The sequence below is a fragment of the Synechococcus sp. R55.3 genome, assembly GCF_047461975.1.
Lineage (GTDB): Bacteria > Cyanobacteriota > Cyanobacteriia > Thermostichales > Thermostichaceae > Thermostichus.
Genome location: NZ_JANSIG010000031.1, coordinates 1 through 16501, shown reverse-complemented (window position 1 = coordinate 16501; position 16501 = coordinate 1). Strand labels below are relative to the sequence as shown.

Sequence of the window (16501 nt, the reverse complement as noted above, 5' to 3'; positions counted from 1 at the left end):
GGCCTCTGACCCAACCAGCTTACAGGATAGTGTTGCGGACTGCTGCCGGGATCCCTGAAACTGGCCGATAGAGCTGAAAGCCGCTGCGACCCTTTTCTTTGACCTGGTAGAGGGCCAAGTCGGCATGGTGCAAAAGGGTAGATGCCTCCACGCCGTCTTGGGGGTAGAGGGCGACGCCAATGCTGCAGGTCACGGAAAGGGAATGGCCCTCGCAGGAGAAGGGAGTTTGAAAGGCATCGACAATCCGCTGAGCCAGACGCGCTGCCACTGTGGGGCTGCCAATTCGGGGCAGCAGCAGGGTGAACTCATCCCCTCCCCAGCGGGCGACGATATCTCCAGGGCGAACGCACTTGGTTAACCGTTCAGCTACCCCCTGCAACAGGGCATCGCCGACACCGTGGCCGAAGGTATCGTTGATGTCTTTGAAGTGATCCAAATCCACAAAGAAGAGGGCCAGAGATTCACTGTAGTATTGCTGCAGGGCCTGCTGCAGCCGCTCCCGAAAGGATTCGCGGTTCACCAAACCTGTCAGGGCATCATGATGAGCGCGAAACTCCATGTAGGCTAAGCTCTGCTTTTGGGCGGTGATGTCTTCGCAGATGCCTTCATAGCCGAGGATGTTTCCGGCTTTATCTTTAACCAAACGGGCCTTTTCTCGGACCCAGATGATCGAGCCATCCCGCCGCCGCAGCCGATACTCAAAACCGCGCACGGATCCCTGCTCCTGCAATAGCCGCACAAATTCCTCCCACTGGCTGGGATCCACATAGAGCTGCCGCTTGCCCGCCTCTTTCGCTTCGCGCATCAATTCTTCGGGGGAGCTGTAGCCGCAGATTTGGGCCAGCATCGGGTTGGCGGAGAGATACCGACCTGCCGCATCGGTGAAAAAAATGCCCTCTACCGCATTCTCGAAAAAATTGCGATAGCGCTCCTCAGCCTGGCGCAGCTCCTCTTCCACTTGCCGGCGCTCCGAGATCTCGAGGGCCAGAGACACCAAATCCGCCAGGGATCCGGCGAAGTTTTGCTCTTCTAAGGTCCAGTGGCGAGGGGAGCCAATGTGCTCGTGGCAGAGAACACCCACCATCCGTCCTTCCAGTCGAATGGGGGCATCCAGCATCGAGACCACTCCCATTGCTGTCAGGTAGGAATTGCCGAACTCGGCGGTGCGGGGATCCGCCACCACTTGGTCGGCAGCAATGGTGCGCTCTTGCTCTAGGGCTTGAAAATAACGGGGATAGTCTTTGGCCCAGATCTCCGCCCCTTGAGTATGGGATCCCTTGGGGTTGTCCGGGGTAATTTCAAACTGATTGATGCAGCGAATACTGCAGCGCTCCGGCGTGTAGAGCCAGACCCCCACCCGTGCCACCTGCAGGGTATGGGCGGCTGTGGTACAAATCTGCCGCAGAGCAGCCTGTAGGTCTCCTTGGCTGAGGGCCTTGTGCCGGGTGAGCTCCCTCAGAGCCCGGTTGTGCTTCAACAGTTGCTGTTGGCTGCGCTGTAGCTGCCACTCCACCTGTTTGCGTGCTGTAATGTCCTGACAGGAGCCGACAATTCGGCTGATCGGCTTGTTCTCCTCGGCAACCGGAGAAAGGGTGACGATCAGAATGTGGCTCGGCGCTGGGTCGGGAGCGGCAGAGGCAGTTAAGCTCAGCTCGAAGCTCACTTGCCGGCGATGGGTGAGGCAGCGCTCGGTGTGCAGTTGAATCTGCGCTGCTATAGAAGGGGGCAGACACCTCTGGAGCTCTTCTCCCTCGATAGGTCGAGAGGAGAGAAAAAACATCCTGCGAAAGGCCGGGTTACCCACCAAAAACCGATAGCGCGGCTGGGGCGAGCCTTGTTCTGGCTCCGGGGGCAGGTACTCGAGGACAAACAACCCATCGCTGACACTCTCGAACATGGTGCGCAGCACAGCCCGCCCCCGAGTTTGCACCGGGCGCCCACGGTACATGACTTGGGGATTCCACAGATCAGCCCGCGTCAGCGCATCATAAACGCTGCCAGCCTGGTCTGGCCCAGCAGTCCCCCTTTCAACCATAGGCTAGGAACACCCAGTAGACGCTCGGGCAACGGGGAGGGCAAGCCGAAAAAAACAGCTATGAATTCACGCTGTCTCTGCCATTCTACGGTCATCCTATGGAATTGTTGGGGGAGTTTGTGTGTCTCTCGATACAAAAGATCCCCGGGCTGGCACGGGCTTTTGGGTGCTCCGGAGGGGATATTCTTTGAAGCAACTCTTGAGGTTAATTAAAAGAATTATTAAAAAGCCTGTCCTGCCGACGTGAAGGGCTATGCGTCGCCGTTTTCAAGGTTAAACCGCTTCTGGCTCCCGAACTTGTTCTACCCGTACATCGACACGCTTGGGAAGGAACCAGGCTCCTATTAGTTAGAACTGCTCTCATTAGAAAGAACCTCAGCTAGCCCTGGAAAAGGGATCCCTGCCAGACCCAGGATGGCTAATTCCGCGGGCGTGGGATCCCCGATGCATCCAAGGCAAGAGAGGAAGACTGATGGATACAACTCCACCACTCAACCGAGTAACAGCATAGCTCTATTGAGATTAGCTTTCAATAGCGTGCCGGCAAAGTAGGGATCCTCTTTGATAAAGACTTGCATTAAGCTTGAGGAGTCTGGTAGAGTGCTTACCCAAGTAGCAATTGCTAAAGATTTGCAGTTAAGTCTTCTCAGGAGAACAAGCTGCGGAGTGGCAAGCATGGCATGGCAACAGGTTCAGGCGGGGGTGTGGTGTAGGCAGTTGGGGCAATTGGCGCCTCAGTGGTGGTTGGGCTGGAGTCTGGAGCAGGGCTTTCGGCTCTACCGCAAAGAAGTTTCCTCTGCTCTGCCTTCTCTCTCTGCTTTGAGGATTCGCTACCAAGAGCGAGATGGCTGGCTGGACGTGTTTCTGGGAGAAGCGGAGCAATGTAACCGACGACGGCGCAGCCTTTTGGATCCGGCAGCGCGGGTAGCCTTGCATTACTTTCCGGAAGATTTGGCTCAGATTCAGTCCCTGAAGTGTCCTCACGAGCGCATTCCCCTCGAGCTTTGGCAGCGGCTAACCCAGCAGCCGGGTTGAGGACTGTTGAAGGTTAGAGGGCTATTTATTGTTTTTATTGTTTCAGATGGATCCAGTCCGCTGCGGCAACCGATCCTGCCTCTTCTCGCCTTTCCAGTTCTTCTGGAGAGCGGTAGCCTGTTTTTTTCTTCCTCTAGGCAGGCTTAAGCTGGAGAACGAAGAGTAGCGGCTGCAGCCATGACTGTTTCTAAGCACCAACCCAAGCAGCGCTCCCAGCAGCAGGTCGAGGGGCTGACTTCTCGCCGCCTTTTGAAGGGATCCATCATCGGAGCTGGGCAGGTGGGCATGGCCTGTGCCTACGCGATGGTGATCCAAAATACCCTGGATGAGCTGGTGATCCACGACATCGCCCGCGACAAGTTGGAAGGGGAAGTGATGGATTTGGTGCACGGGATCCCCTTTGTGGAGCCGACACGGATACGGGCAGGGGAGCTGGCGGATTGTGCCGGATCAGACGTGGTGATTTTGACGGCAGGGGCTAAGCAGCGGCCTGGAGAAACCCGTTTGGATTTGGTGCAGCGCAACGTCGAGATCTTCAAAGGCTTGATCCCGGCCTTGATGGCGCATTGCCCTGACACACTCCTTTTGGTGGTGAGCAATCCCGTTGACATCATGACTTACGTTTCCCTGAAGTTGTCGGGGTTGCCGGCAGGGCAGGTAATTGGGTCGGGGACGGTTTTGGACACAGCCCGCTTTCGCTATCTTTTGGCGGAGCGCCTGGGGGTGGATCCCCGTAGCCTGCACGCCTACATCATCGGCGAACATGGAGATAGCGAGGTGGCCGTTTGGAGCAAGGTGAACATCGCCGGCACCCCGATTGGGGAACTCTCGCCGGACTGGGATCCCGCCTATTTGGGGGATATCTTCGAGCAGGTGCGCAACGCTGCCTACGAGATCATCCGTCGCAAAGGGGCCACCAGCTACGCCATCGGGTTGGGGGTGACGCAAATTGTCCAAGCCCTGCTGCGGGATCAACACCGCGTTTTAACCGTGAGCAGCCTCACCCAAGGGGAGTACGATCTGCCAGAGGTCTGTCTCAGCTTGCCCAGAGTGGTCGGGCGGCAGGGGGTGGAACGCACGCTGGCTATGTCCCTCACCGAGATCGAGCAACAACAACTGCACCACTCTGCCCACATCCTGCGGCGAATCATTGAGGATATCCAGTGGTAGCCGGGATACCCTCAGTTGGGTTCGCGTGCTTGCAGCAGGAGGTGTTCTATGAAACCAGACTTGCAGCAGAAAGAACACGCCCTTCCCCAGCCCTGGTCAGGGATCCCATTGCAGAGGGGCCTCAGTCACCGGGTACGGCAGCACGTCAATCCCCTGCAGGCACAGTATCAGCAGCCCGCCCCCCCACCCCATTGGGAACGGGTATACCGGCGGCTGGGGCAGCCCTTTCATCTGGATATCGGCACAGGGAGCGGACGATTTCTGCTGCGCCTCGCTCAGGAGCAGCCCGACTGGAACTTCCTAGGGGTAGAGATTCGGCAGGCGCTGGTGGAGCGGGCCAATGCCTGGCGGGATGAGCTGGGGCTGGATAACGTCCATTTTCTGTTTGCCAACATCAATGTCTCTTTGCGGCATCTGTTTGCGCCGGGGGATCTCAGCCGGGTGACCATCCTATTTCCGGATCCCTGGTTCAAAAAGCGCCATCACAAACGGCGGATCGTCCAGCCCCAACTGGTGGCGGATCTGGCTCTGCTGCTGCGACCGGGCAGCCCCGTCTTCCTGCAATCGGATATCCAAGAGGTGGCCGAAGAAATGGCAGCTCGATTTTTGGATCATCCGCAATTTTGGGATCCCCACCAGGGGCCTTTGGACTCCAATCCCCTCGGCATCCCCACGGAGCGGGAGTGGCACTGCCTACAACTGGGCCTGCCCATCTATCGCTATTGGCTGGAGCGACGGTGACAACAGGACAAATCCGTAATGCAGTAATAACAACTCCATTCCGCCAAGACAATACAGAAGATAGGATATAACCCGCTTGAGTTGGATCCGTCGCCGCAATGTCTCACTCTGAAACCACGGCCTCTGCCGACCCCTCCTCTGCTTGGTTTTCTGTTCGCCGTGGGATCCTCAACCTGCTGAGCCTATTGGCCATTGTGATTGTCGGGCTTTCTCTTTCCAGCAGTTGGTTCCAGCCGCCGCCCCAAACGCAGTTGGATTTGTTGCAAACCGATCTCGCCCTGCAAGCTTCCCGCACCCTCGATGATCCCCGCTATCAGGATCTGGCACGGGCGCTTTTGGGCCAGGATGTGTTCAAGGTGGCCCAAAATCGCTATCAGCAGACCGCCGATAACTACACCGAACGCCTGAAACGTTTGAAACGGCTGGCCCGTTTAACTCCTGCTGGCGAATCTGAGGCGGCCAGCCCAGAACTGGCCCAATCTCCAGAGGTGGATCCCGCCCTTTTGGCCTCCATGCAAGATTTGCAGACGGAGCTGGATGCACTGTGGCTGCGCCTTGGCTTGCTCTATGCCTACCAAGAAGATCTGGAGGCCGCTCAGCAGCAATGGCAGCAGATCATCGACCTGGAACGTCCCGTGGAGCTGGAATCGAGCCAAAAGGGGGCAGCGCGGGTTTTGCAAGGGCTGTGGGGAACACCGCGGCGCATCTGGCCAGAAGCGGAAGTGCAGATCCGCAATCATCTGGATGGCTGGTTTGAGGCGGTGGCCCTGCAACAGCTTTACCGACTGCAGCAGCGCAGCGATAGCCTGAATGCCCTCAACCAACAGCAGGAAAAATTGGCCTTGGCGGCTCTGTTTCGACTGGCGGTGGTGGGTGGGATTCCCGTGCTGGGGGCGCTGCTGGGGTTGATGCTCTTGTTGGGCTGGCTGGGCTGGAGCCTTTGGCGCAAACGTCCGCTCCTGGGCCCTGCTTGGGAAGTGCCTTGGCCGGGGATCGGGGCGCAAGCGGTGTTGACCGGCTGGTTTTTGGGGTTTATCGCCCTCAACGCTTTGGTGCCTCGACTTTACATCATCATCCTCGGCCTGGGGGCACGGCAGCTCAGCCCTTGGCAGCAGGCGGTAGCCCTGTTTCTCACCTACAACTCCGGCGCTGTGCTGGGGGCGGGGTTGTTGTACCGTCTCTTGCACACCTACCCCGGCTGGCAGAGGGTGCTGCAGGTGCGGTTGTGGGGTCCTTGGCTGCTGTGGGGCTTGTGTGGCTACTGGGTGGCCTTGCCTTTGGTGGTGCTGGCAGCGGCACTCTCGCAATTGCTGCTACCGCAGGCGGGGGGTGGGAATCCCATTTTGCCCCTGCTGCTGGATAGCCATGGTTGGGGGGCGCGGTTGGTGTTTTTGGCCGTGGTGTCTGTCTGTGCCCCTGTTTTTGAGGAGGTGCTGTTCCGGGGCTTTTGGCTGCCTACTCTAAGCCGCTACCTGCCTATGGGGGCCGCCATTGGGCTTAGCGCCTTCACCTTTGCCCTTGCCCACCTCAACCTTTCCGATCTGCTGCCTTTGACCATGCTGGGGGTGGTGCTGGGGGTGGTGTACAGCCACAGCCGCAACCTGCTGGCTCCCATCCTACTGCACAGCCTCTGGAATACGGGATCCCTGGTCACGCTGCTGGTGCTGGGAGGAGCGCGTTAAGGGGGTCTCTGTCTGCCTACTTTTTCTTGCCGAAGAGGCGGCTCAAGAACCCGCCGTTGTCTTCTTTGCGGGGAGGCGGCACCACTTTCTGAGCCTGTGACGTTTGACGGCTGGCCACTCGCGTTGGCGGGACGGAGTCCTTGGGGACGGGAACGGGCTGTTGAGTGGTGACTTGCTGCATCCAACGGCGCACTTCTGCCATCAACTCGGCGTTGGCAGGTTCTAGGCGACTGGCTTGCATAAAGTCTGCTTTGGCCATGCCAGCATTCCCCTGCTTCAGGTGAGCAATGCCCCGGTGCAGGTAGTAGCGGGCCACGTTGGGCTCAGCGCTGATGGCGAAGTTCAGATATTGCACTGCATCCCGGTATTGCTTGCGCTCGATCATGTCCAAGGCTTGGATAAAGCGGGTTTCCGCAGGGCTGAGCTTGGGAGCCGGAGGTGGGGTGGGAACGGGCTGAACAGGGGGACGGCTGGGCGGAGCAACGACGGGGGAGGCTGGGATCCCACCCACAGTGGTATGGCTGGGGGAAGGGGTTGGGATCCCTTGGTAGCCGGCTTTGAGCAACAAATAGGCCAGGTTCAGCTCGCTCAACTGCTCGGTTTTCTCGAGCAGGGTTTCCATGGAGCTGTATTGCTCTTTGGCCAGCTTCTCCACCCGTCTGACATACTCTTCCTGCCAATGGGGGTGCTCGGCCAAGCCCTTGACGGCTTCCCCAGAGGGCCAAAGATCCGGGGGGGGCGTCTCCAAAAGGCGTTTGATCCGCATTTTGAGCACCGTTTCATATTCCCCTCGCTCCCGCTCTTTGGTCAGCACTTCGTTGGCCGGGTTGACCAGCTTGGCAAAGAGGATGTTGGCGCGCTCTGCACCTTCGGGATCCCCCACAAACCGATCCGGGTGGAGGGCCTTGGCCGCCTGCAGGTAGCCGCGCCGGATCCCCTTGGAGTCGGCGGTAAGGGGCACGCCTAAGATGGCGAAATGGTCAGTCTCGTAGCGGGCTAGTCCTCGGTTGAGGCGGGGGACATTAGAGTTGGATCCCATAGTTGCCACTTCTCCAAGATTTGCTGCAAGGTTCCGTTTTCGGTCAGGATCACGATCGCCCCATCCACAGCTTCCTTGAGGGAAGGATGCTGAGAGGATACCACTCCCACCAGAGGCATGGGGAACAAGGGCGGCCCCACCAGGCGCAGTCGGGATCCGGCTTGGCGCAGGTTCAGGGCGGCAACGGGCTGATCGACCAGCACAGCATCCAACTGGCCAGCCTGTAGCTGAGCAAACAAGCGCTCAGGGTTACTGGTGGCAAAGAGACGAATGGCGTTGCCTCTCCTCTCGTTGTACGCCTCCAGCAGGGCTGCCCCCGTACTGTTAACTACAATGCCCACTTTGCGGCCAAATAATTGCGACAGTGTCTCGATGGCCGGTTCCTCTGGCCCAGAGGTGGGGAAGGGATCCCGTACCACCAAGCGCTGCGGGCTGAGATAGTAGGGCCGGGTGGCCAGAAACTGCTCCGGATCCAAGCCCAGCGCTTCCCGCGCCCCCCAGATCAAGTCCACCTCATCCGCTTGCAGAGCCGCCAACTGTTCGCTCCAGGCCACATAGATGGGATCCACCTGCACCTGAAGGGTTTGGGCAAGCGCCTCCAGGATATCCCACTCGAAGCCGGCGTAGGTTTGTCGCTCCAAGTCGGTATAGAGATAGGCCGGCCCCAGACTGGGATCCAAGCCAACCCGAATGCGCCCCCGGGCCTGGATCTCGGCCCAACGGGAATCGAGGGGCTGTGCCCGCTCGGTGGGGGCAACCTTCCCTTGTTCCGGCTGAGGGTAGCCGGGGCCAGCAGTGGCGACCCCAAGGGCCATTGCTCCCAAGATGAGGGCCAGGCCGAACTGTGCCGCCCGGCAGCAATGTCGCTGTTTTCTGTGGAGCTTGCTAACCAATCTTCTACCTACCCTGCCCGACACGGATGTTTTGTAGTCTTCTTGATTATTCTTCAACTACTTCTGTCTCGAATTCAACTCGTTCAACCGGCAAGCTTTCCCGGTTTTTCTAGGTTGGGTGGGGATCCCGCCGCATGGGAAAGGAGACCGGCAAAGGCCGCACCTGGGCCAGTTCTTCTTGCAGAGCAGCGTGTAACCAGCCATTGCTGGCCAACAGTCGGCCACTGTAAACGTCCACCGGGCTGCCATCATAAGCGGTCACCTTGCCGCCTGCCTCCCGCACCAGAACGATCCCTGCGGCAATGTCCCAAGGGGAGAGGCCCCGCTCCCAGTAGCCATCCAACTGGCCGGTGGCCACATAGGCCAAATCCAGAGCTGCAGATCCGCCCCGCCGCACTCCTTGGGTGAGATGGGTAAAGTGGCAAAACTCGGCGTAGTTGTTGTCAGGGGTTTCGCGACGATCATAGGCAAAGCCGGTCACCAGCAAGCTCCGAGACAATTCAGCCGTTGTGGAGACTCGAATGGGTTGGCGGTTGCGGGTAGCCCCCATCCCTTGGACGGCGCGAAACAGATCCCCGCGAAAAACATCACAAACAACCCCCAAAACTGGCTCCCGCCCCTGCAGCAAACCAATGGAGACGGCAGCGAAAGGGTAACCGTGGGCAAAGTTGGTGGTGCCATCCAGGGGATCGATCATCCAAGCGTAGGCGCCCTCCGGAGATCCCTGCTGGCCTGATTCCTCGGTCAAGATGACATCTTCGGGGAAGTGCCGCCTCAAGATTTTCAAGATGAGATCCTCGGAAGCGCGATCCGCCGCAGTCACCAAGTCGCCCGGACGTTTCTCCTCAATGGCAAGGGTGCCCCCCACATAACTGCGCAGCAAAGCTCCTGCCTCCAGGGCAGCTTCTGTGGCCACATCCAACCGACGCAGCAGGGCCTCCGTCACACCCTCACCTCAAGGTTAAAAACCTGCTACTCAGAATAGCCCGCCTGAGGCTGTGGCTCCCAAGGGATCCCTGAAAGCCAAAATAGGCCCAACCTGAGCCCAAGCCCAGTTTCCGGGGAAAGGGGGTATCTCCAAGGCTGCCTATGGTGTATAGTACAGTACACTGGGGCTTGTGGGTTTTCCGGCAGCCCGCCAAGACCAGAGTTCCTTTGAAAGCAGTAGGGTTTTGGGGAACTATAGATAAGACTTTGAATTTGGAAAGCCAAGCTGCTGTAAATGGCGTTGAGCGTTGAGGGGGGAAGACCTTTGCCACATAGCTACGACGATTTTTTCACCTCCATCACAGAGGTTGGCGGGAAAAGTCCTCTTCCCAGCCAGGGCTTTGATCTGCCGGCGGATTTGTTCGATCAAGTCCCTGAACGGCCGGTGTCCCATCCGGAGTTCACCCTGTCCATCTGCCATCCTGTCCGGCCCTGCAGCTACATCCTGCGGGAGAGTATCTATACGCTTGGACGGGATCCCTCCAACGCCATCCAGATCGTCAATCGGTTTGTCTCGCGTCGCCATGCTTACCTGGTGCGGGTGCCCACCAAGTCCAACCGGACAGGGTTTACCTATTGCCTGATCGACGGCAACCGCAAGGGCCAGTCCAGTACCAATGGGGTGTTTGTCAACGGCACGCGGGTGGCTACTCACTACCTGAGGAGCGGAGATGTCATCTATTTCGGGCCGGAGATCCGCGCCTATTTCTTTGAGGTAGCCCGCACTCTCCCCGTGACTCCTCTTGACATTGGCCCTGACCTTGGCGAAGAGCTTCAGCTTCCCCACGCATAGGAGCTCACTGCAACTGTTGACAGACCCGAAGCTGCATCGCTAGATTAATTAAGCTGGTTAAGCAATGTGAATTGGGGCATCGCCAAGCGGTAAGGCAGCGGGTTTTGGTCCCGCCATTCGGTGGTTCGAATCCATCTGCCCCAGCTCAAAATCCTGTCGAAAGCACAAAGCGCAAGCCCCTGGGATCCCGTGCAGACCGGAGGGTGCGGCTCTGGGCATCAGCAGGGCGGTTAACTAGGGGATTGCAGAGTCGCTTTTGCCAACGGAGGCCCTGGCTTGGCGACGCTGGCCGCGGGGAGAATGGCAACAACCAGAAACCAAGGGCGAGGGATCCGGGGTGAGCTGTTCAGGTCGATCCTTGATGGTGGTGGGAACTTCTTCCCACGTGGGCAAAACCCTGCTGGTAACAGCCCTTTGTCGCATTCTCAAGAAAGCGGGAAAAAGGGTTGCCCCTTTCAAAGCTCAGAACATGTCCCTCAACGCCTATGTCACCCCAGAGGGCAAAGAGATCGCCTACGCGCAGGCTCTGCAAGCTTGGGCTGCCGGGATTCCCCCTGCGGTGGAGATGAACCCAATCCTTCTGAAGCCCCAGGGCAACCTGACTTCCCAGATCGTCTTGAACGGAGTAGCGGTGGGCACCTACCGCGCCGGAGAGTATTACGAGCGCTGGTTTGCGCCGGCCTGGCAAGCGGTCAAAGAAGCCCTTGCTCGCCTACAACAGCAGTACGACTGGATCCTTTGCGAGGGGGCAGGTAGCCCAGCAGAGGTGAACCTCAAACATCGGGACTTGGCAAATATGCGGGTTGCCTTGCATTTGGGATCCCCCACTTGGCTGGTGGCAGACATCGACCGAGGTGGGGCGCTGGCCCATGTGGTGGGCACGCTCCAACTGCTGGAACCTGAAGAGCGGGCCTTGATCCGGGGCATTGTCATCAACAAGTTTCGGGGCTCGCGGGAACTGTTGCAGCCCGGCCTGGATTGGCTGGAAAACTACACCGGGATCCCAGTTGTCGGGGTCTTGCCTTGGGTGGACTGGGTTCTGCCCCAAGAGGATTCGATGGGAATTGCAGCCAACCCCCTGCTTTGGGAAGATCGCCGCGACCGGGCCGGTCGCCAAGCCCTGAGGGAAGGGCGCCTGGAGATTGCTGTGGTGCGTTTGCCCCAGGTGGCCAATTTCTCGGATTTTGACCCCTTGTTGGCGGAGCCCACCGTCCATCTGCGCTGGGTTCACCTTGGCCAAAGTTTGGGATCCCCGGATGTGGTCATCCTGCCCGGCAGCAAAACCACCCTCAACGATCTGTTCGCGTTGCAAAAGACCGGCCTGGCCGATCAACTGCGCCAATACTCCGGCCATATCATCGGCATTTGCGGTGGGCTGCAAATGTTGGGAGAGACCATCGCCGATCCCGAAGGCTGGGAGGGGATCGCCGGCACCTACCCAGGGCTGGGCTTTCTCCCTTTGACCACCGTTTTACAACCCACCAAGGTCACCCAGCAGGTGCAGACCCAAAGCCGATGGCCTGCCCTGGCCCCCATTCAGGGGTACGAAATTCATCAGGGATCCACCCAGGCGGATCCCTCTGGCTGTCTGCCGGTGTTCGACCGGGAGAACCTGGGCTGGCGGGATCCCACGGGTCGGATTTGGGGCAGCTATCTGCATGGCCTGTTTGACAACCACCTGTGGCGGCGACAATGGCTGAACTGGCTGCGCCGACAAAAAGGCTGGGATCCCTTGCCGGATCTGGAGGGCCACTATGCTCAGCAGCGGGAGCAATTGCTGGAGCGCCTGGCCGATCTGTGGCAGCCTCACCTGGACTTGGGCCTGTTGATGGAATAGCCCATCGGCGATGGGGGAGAGAAGTGGGGTGGGAGGCTATGTTGCGCCAGGTTACGCCAGCGCGACCGGAAATCCAGGATCCACTCAACCGGTTGCCTCGGCTACCTCTGCCTGACCCGAAGAAGTCCCTGTAGCTTGTTCGGGAAAGCGTCGCAGAGCGGCGAGGGCGCGATCCAACAATTCCATCGGGTGATAGATGGGGATCCCGGCTTTGCCCTGTAGGCGCAGATGTTTCTGGATTTGTAGGCGGCAGCCGATATTGGCAGAGACAATCCCCTGAGCACCGGTGTTAAGCAAGTTCGTCACCTTCTGGGCTCCCAGCTCGTCCGCCACCTGGGGTTGCAACAGGTTATAGACGCCGGAGCTACCACAGCAGAGGGCGGCATCGACGGGATCCCGCAGCTCCAGCCCTGGGATTTGCCGCAGCAGGTGTCGGGGTTCCTGGCTGAGCCGCTGCCCATGCAGCATGTGACAGGCATCCTGGTAGACCAGCACCAGGGGTTCCGGCTGCAGCGGATGTAGAGGAGCCGTTAACCCCACCTGAGCGAGAAACTCCTGAATGTCCTTGACCTGGGCGGCAAATCGGGCTGCCTTCTCTTTGTAGTCGGGATCCCTGGCCAATAGGTGGCCATAGTCTTTCAGGGTATGTCCGCAGCCGGAAGCGGTGATCAGAATGGCATCTAACTCACAATTGGCAAAGGCATCGATCATCTGGCGGGCCAGGGTTTCCGCCTGGCGCAGTTGCCCTTGATGGTGGGGCAAGGCCGCACAACAGCCCTGGACAGGCGGGATCACCACCTCACAGCCGTTGTGGGTCAAGACGCGAATGCTGGCCTCATTCACCTGCGGGGCAAACAGGCGCTGCACGCAGCCCAAAATGAGTCCCACTCGAAAACGGCGTTCTCCCACCGCCGGGATCCGCTCAGGGTAACGCTTGGGCAGCAGTTGCTCCACCTCCAGGGGGGGCATCAGGGATTCCATAGCTGCCAAACGCGGGGAGACCTTTTCCAGCCCTTTTCGGATCCAGGTGCCGATCCCCATTTTTTGGTACAGCCAGAGAGGCCACAGCAGCGGTCGCAGCCGTGTCGGGTAAGGAAACACCGAGAAGATGAACTGGCGGTAAAGCCGATCCCAAAGGCTACGTGGGTAGTTGCGTTCGATTTGCGGGCGGGTGGCGGCAATTAAGCGGTCATATTGCACCCCCGATGGACAGGCCGTAACACAGGCCAAACAGCCCAAACAACTGTCGAAGTGGGAAACCGTAGCCGCCGAGAGGGAGATTTGACCTTGGTTGAGAGCCTCCATCTGATAGATGCGCCCCCGCGGCGAGTCCGTCTCTTTGCCGATTACACGGTAGCTGGGGCAGGTGGTCAGGCAAAACCCGCAATGCACACAGGCATCGATCAGCTTCGGATCCGGGGGATCCATTCCATCAAAACTCGGCCCCTGGGATAAACTCATCGGCTCTGACCTATCGTGCTCTCAGCCTTACATGGCCATGCGGCGAGACAATTAGCGGCTGGCGATCCCGCCCTCTTCTGCTCCCTTGATTCCTCTGCATCTTAGTCCCAGATCCGAGGAAGTTTGTCTACATCCAGACGCTCTCTTAGCTCGTACTACCCTAGAGAGAGGACTTGCCAACCCTTCCTTTGAAAGCCATGAACTTGCAACACCTCTTCACTCCTGTCTTTTGGACAGCGGCCCTCTCCAGCTTGAGCTTGGCCGGAGCGGCTTTGGCCCAGGCCAACCTGCGGGAACTCCCTCCAGACTTGGCAGAACAGCTCACCACAGAGCAAATTTTGCAAGCCTGCGCCAACAACCAAGCAGATACTTTGCCCAGCCCCTTCCCGGATGTGGTGCCAACTGACTGGGCCTACAAGGCAGTGCTCACCCTCTACTACTGTGGGGCCTACCGAGGGGCCATTCCACCGGAGCAATTCCGGCGCTACTTGGAGCAACAACGGGGATCCCAAACTTAGGTGGGCCTGCACCTCAAGCCGGATACATCTCTTGGATCAGATGGGCATAGCGCTCAGCCACCGGGTTGCGCTTGATCTTCAGGGTCTGGGTCATAAGGCCGTTTTCCACGCTCAGCGGCTCCGGCAAGAAGCGAAAGTCGCTGACCTGCTCGTCGGGCCGGTAGCTAGGGCGTTCTTGGATGCGGCGGCGCACCTCCTGCAAAATCAAGGTGCGGGTCTGGGGCTGGGCCAGCAGCTCGGCATCCTCAGCCGGGATCCCTTGCTCGGCAGCCCAGGCTTTGAGGGCATCGAGGTTGGGGTAGATGAGGGCAGCCAATTTCTTTTGGTCTTGCCCGACGATCACGATCTGACTGATGTAAGGAGACTGCAGACAAGCATCTTCCAGCGGCTGGGGCTCGATGTTCTCCCCATTGAGTAGGACAATGACATCCTTGGCTCTGCCGGTGATCACCAGTTGCCCGTCGGGGGTGAGCCAGCCCAGATCCCCGGTTTCAAACCAGCCGTCGGAGCTGAGCACCTTGGCAGTGGCTTCCGGGTTGTTGTAGTAGCCCATCATCACCTGCGGGCCACGGGCCAGGATTAGTCCTTTTTCTCCAGGGGGCAGCGGCTGTCGAGTTTCAGGATCCACAATGCGAAACTCCGTCCCCGGCAGAGGGGGGCCAGCCGTACCGCGCACATTGTTGTCTGGACGCCGCGCGCACAACACCGGCGAAGTTTCGGTGAGGCCGTAGCCATTCAAGATGGAAATGCCCACCACCTCGTAGAACAGATCCAAGTAGGCAGGCAGGGATCCACCGCCGCTGATGGCATGTTGAAAATTGGGGCCCAACGCCCGTCGTACCTTGCGGTAGATCAGCACATCGGCCAATCGGTGCAGGGGCCAGAGCAGCCAATGTTGCAGGCGAGCCTGCAGGCGCACCCAGGGGCTGACTCCGTAATGCAAAATCGACTGGTTGCGAGCTATCCGTCCAGAGAGCACATGGCTCTCACTCACGGCCATCAGAGCGCGGATCAGCCGCTGCATCAGGGGGCTTTTCTCTTTGAATTGCCGTTGGATCCCTTCATAAACGGTTTCCCAAATCCGCGGCACTGCCACCAGAAAATGGGGGTGCTCCTGTTGGAAATCTTGTTTGATAAAGCGAGGGCTGGTATAGACCAGCATGCAGGCGCGGCTGAGGAGAAAATACTCGCAAGCCCGCTCATAAGAGTGCCAAGTGGGCAGAATGGTCAACACCTTATTCCCCGGTTGTGGCTGTACGACCACGCCCAAGTTCTCCACCTGGTGCATCAGGTTGCCGTGGCTGAGCATCACCCCCTTGGGCCGACCGGAGGTGCCGGAGGTGTAGATGATGGTGGCCAGTTGGGATCGCTCCAGCTTTGGGGGTTGGTAGGTGTGTTCCCGACCCTTTTGCAGCCATTGGGAAAAGTTCAGCACCCCTGCTTCCTGCTCATCGGAAAGCAACAGCAGCCGTTCCAGGCCCAGCTCCTGCACATCCGGCCGGATCCGCCTCAGAGTCTTCAGATCCTGAGCAATCAGGGCCGTGCTACCGGAGTGGCGCAAGATGTAGCCCAGCTCACTGGGATCCGCCACAGCGCTGCGGGGCACATTCACAGCTCCCGTGAACATCGTGGCCAGATCGGCCATCAGCCAGCGGGGGGAGTTATCGGCAAAAATGGCCACCCGATCCCCCGGGCAAATGCCCAAAGCCTGCAGGCCAGCCGCCAGGGTTTGAATGCGGCGAAACAGCTCTCCATAAGACATCTCGAAAACTGGCTGCGCGTGGGGATCCCGTAGGGCAACCTGACCGGCAAACTCTTCCGCCAGCACTTGCCAAACGTTCAGCAGCGTCGTCTCAGGGGCAGTGGGAGTAGCAGAAGCGGCAGCAGTTGTCATAGATCTGTACCGTAAATTACGTTTACAGTCTATTAAACCCAGCCTCTCTCCCCAGGTGTCGCTAGGACAGTTCCCAGCCTGTCACCCCATTCACCATCTTCCCCTTGCGGGGAAAAGGTAGGGATCAACACTATAAAATCTTGCGCTGGCAGAACCAGGGTGGTGATTGCTCGCCCCGGCAGATTGCGCACAAAACTTTACAATTTTGATCAAACCGGATCCCATATCTCCCATGGGGATCCCGGCTGTAAGCTTCATGTAAACTACCCGACCCTGACTGCTTCGCAGTACGGGGCGGGCTTAAGGCCTCCGGCCCGCTGGCGCGAACGGTAGCCCTGCAGTTGGCAAGCCAACCACGTTCGCGAAGCGAGCCGTAGGCTTGACCTCTAGGCTGGTTTACAGCAGCCCCCAAAAGC

The 16501-nt window shown here is 59.0% G+C and carries 13 protein-coding genes and 1 tRNA gene; 8 read left to right on the top strand and 6 right to left on the bottom strand.

The window, feature by feature from the left end; all coding sequences use genetic code 11:
• Window positions 1-19 precede the first annotated feature (19 nt).
• Window positions 20-2035, bottom strand: coding sequence for a diguanylate cyclase domain-containing protein (locus tag NW849_RS06765; protein ID WP_414356763.1), 2016 nt, complete (start codon window positions 2033-2035; stop codon window positions 20-22).
• A 675-nt stretch (window positions 2036-2710) separates the two neighbouring features.
• Here NW849_RS06765 and NW849_RS06760 point away from each other — a divergent pair.
• The 4 genes from NW849_RS06760 to NW849_RS06745 all read left to right on the top strand — a co-directional run bounded on the left by NW849_RS06760 (window position 2711) and on the right by NW849_RS06745 (window position 6663).
• The gene (locus NW849_RS06760) at window positions 2711-3070 is read left to right on the top strand and encodes a hypothetical protein (protein WP_414352169.1); all 360 of its coding nucleotides are present in this window, start codon (window positions 2711-2713) and stop codon (window positions 3068-3070) included.
• Window positions 3071-3319: 249 nt separating this feature from the next.
• On the top strand, window positions 3320-4240 hold the full coding sequence (locus NW849_RS06755; RefSeq protein WP_414356787.1) for an L-lactate dehydrogenase: 921 nt from the start codon (window positions 3320-3322) through the stop codon (window positions 4238-4240).
• 48 nt (window positions 4241-4288) lie between these two features.
• Window positions 4289-4981: a tRNA (guanosine(46)-N7)-methyltransferase TrmB gene (trmB, locus tag NW849_RS06750; RefSeq protein ID WP_414356761.1), complete on the top strand. Its 693-nt coding sequence runs from the start codon at window positions 4289-4291 to the stop codon at window positions 4979-4981.
• A 98-nt stretch (window positions 4982-5079) separates the two neighbouring features.
• Window positions 5080-6663 carry a lysostaphin resistance A-like protein gene (locus tag NW849_RS06745; RefSeq protein WP_414356759.1) on the top strand — a complete coding sequence of 528 codons (1584 nt, stop codon included), beginning with the start codon at window positions 5080-5082 and terminating at the stop codon, window positions 6661-6663.
• 16 nt (window positions 6664-6679) lie between these two features.
• Here the strand turns inward: NW849_RS06745 and NW849_RS06740 are convergent, their stop codons facing one another.
• The 3 genes from NW849_RS06740 to NW849_RS06730 all read right to left on the bottom strand — a co-directional run bounded on the left by NW849_RS06740 (window position 6680) and on the right by NW849_RS06730 (window position 9541).
• On the bottom strand, window positions 6680-7702 hold the full coding sequence (locus NW849_RS06740; RefSeq protein ID WP_414356757.1) for a DnaJ domain-containing protein: 1023 nt from the start codon (window positions 7700-7702) through the stop codon (window positions 6680-6682).
• A complete protein-coding gene (locus tag NW849_RS06735) occupies window positions 7660-8517 on the bottom strand; it encodes an ABC transporter substrate-binding protein (RefSeq protein ID WP_414356754.1) in 858 nt (285 codons plus the stop codon). The genes NW849_RS06740 and NW849_RS06735 overlap by 43 nt, the downstream gene beginning before the upstream one ends.
• A gap of 187 nt (window positions 8518-8704) precedes the next feature.
• Window positions 8705-9541: an inositol monophosphatase family protein gene (locus NW849_RS06730; RefSeq protein WP_414356752.1), complete on the bottom strand. Its 837-nt coding sequence runs from the start codon at window positions 9539-9541 to the stop codon at window positions 8705-8707.
• A gap of 276 nt (window positions 9542-9817) precedes the next feature.
• Here NW849_RS06730 and NW849_RS06725 point away from each other — a divergent pair, with 276 nt between their 5' ends.
• The 3 genes from NW849_RS06725 to NW849_RS06715 all read left to right on the top strand — a co-directional run bounded on the left by NW849_RS06725 (window position 9818) and on the right by NW849_RS06715 (window position 12212).
• On the top strand, window positions 9818-10375 hold the full coding sequence (locus NW849_RS06725) for an FHA domain-containing protein (RefSeq protein ID WP_414356749.1): 558 nt from the start codon (window positions 9818-9820) through the stop codon (window positions 10373-10375).
• Window positions 10376-10447: 72 nt separating this feature from the next.
• A tRNA-Gln gene (locus NW849_RS06720) sits at window positions 10448-10519 on the top strand.
• A gap of 217 nt (window positions 10520-10736) precedes the next feature.
• Complete coding sequence (locus tag NW849_RS06715; RefSeq protein ID WP_414356784.1) at window positions 10737-12212, top strand: cobyric acid synthase; 1476 nt, start codon at window positions 10737-10739, stop codon at window positions 12210-12212.
• Window positions 12213-12296: 84 nt separating this feature from the next.
• Here the strand turns inward: NW849_RS06715 and NW849_RS06710 are convergent, their stop codons facing one another.
• Entirely contained in the window at window positions 12297-13673 is a 1377-nt protein-coding gene (locus tag NW849_RS06710) for a (Fe-S)-binding protein (protein ID WP_414356747.1), read from the bottom strand.
• Between the two features lie 173 nt (window positions 13674-13846).
• Between NW849_RS06710 and NW849_RS06705 the strand changes: the two genes are divergently transcribed.
• Window positions 13847-14191, top strand: a complete 345-nt coding sequence (locus tag NW849_RS06705; RefSeq protein ID WP_414356744.1) for a hypothetical protein — start codon at window positions 13847-13849, stop codon at window positions 14189-14191.
• A gap of 13 nt (window positions 14192-14204) precedes the next feature.
• Here the strand turns inward: NW849_RS06705 and NW849_RS06700 are convergent, their stop codons facing one another.
• A complete protein-coding gene (locus NW849_RS06700; protein ID WP_414356742.1) occupies window positions 14205-16085 on the bottom strand; it encodes an AMP-dependent synthetase/ligase in 1881 nt (626 codons plus the stop codon).
• Between the last annotated feature and the right edge of the window lie 416 nt (window positions 16086-16501).

What these genes read in the sequence shown, in the direction of transcription:
- NW849_RS06765 (WP_414356763.1), bottom strand. Translation starts at nt 2,035, where the DNA reads ATGGTTGAAAGGGGGACTGCTGGGCCAGACCAGGCTGGCAGCGTTTAT.
- NW849_RS06760 (WP_414352169.1), top strand. Translation starts at nt 2,711, where the DNA reads ATGGCATGGCAACAGGTTCAGGCGGGGGTGTGGTGTAGGCAGTTGGGG.
- trmB (WP_414356761.1), top strand. Translation starts at nt 4,289, where the DNA reads ATGAAACCAGACTTGCAGCAGAAAGAACACGCCCTTCCCCAGCCCTGG.
- NW849_RS06745 (WP_414356759.1), top strand. Translation starts at nt 5,080, where the DNA reads ATGTCTCACTCTGAAACCACGGCCTCTGCCGACCCCTCCTCTGCTTGG.
- NW849_RS06740 (WP_414356757.1), bottom strand. Translation starts at nt 7,702, where the DNA reads ATGGGATCCAACTCTAATGTCCCCCGCCTCAACCGAGGACTAGCCCGC.
- NW849_RS06735 (WP_414356754.1), bottom strand. Translation starts at nt 8,517, where the DNA reads ATGGCCCTTGGGGTCGCCACTGCTGGCCCCGGCTACCCTCAGCCGGAA.
- NW849_RS06725 (WP_414356749.1), top strand. Translation starts at nt 9,818, where the DNA reads ATGGCGTTGAGCGTTGAGGGGGGAAGACCTTTGCCACATAGCTACGAC.
- NW849_RS06715 (WP_414356784.1), top strand. Translation starts at nt 10,737, where the DNA reads ATGGTGGTGGGAACTTCTTCCCACGTGGGCAAAACCCTGCTGGTAACA.
- NW849_RS06710 (WP_414356747.1), bottom strand. Translation starts at nt 13,673, where the DNA reads ATGAGTTTATCCCAGGGGCCGAGTTTTGATGGAATGGATCCCCCGGAT.
- NW849_RS06700 (WP_414356742.1), bottom strand. Translation starts at nt 16,085, where the DNA reads ATGACAACTGCTGCCGCTTCTGCTACTCCCACTGCCCCTGAGACGACG.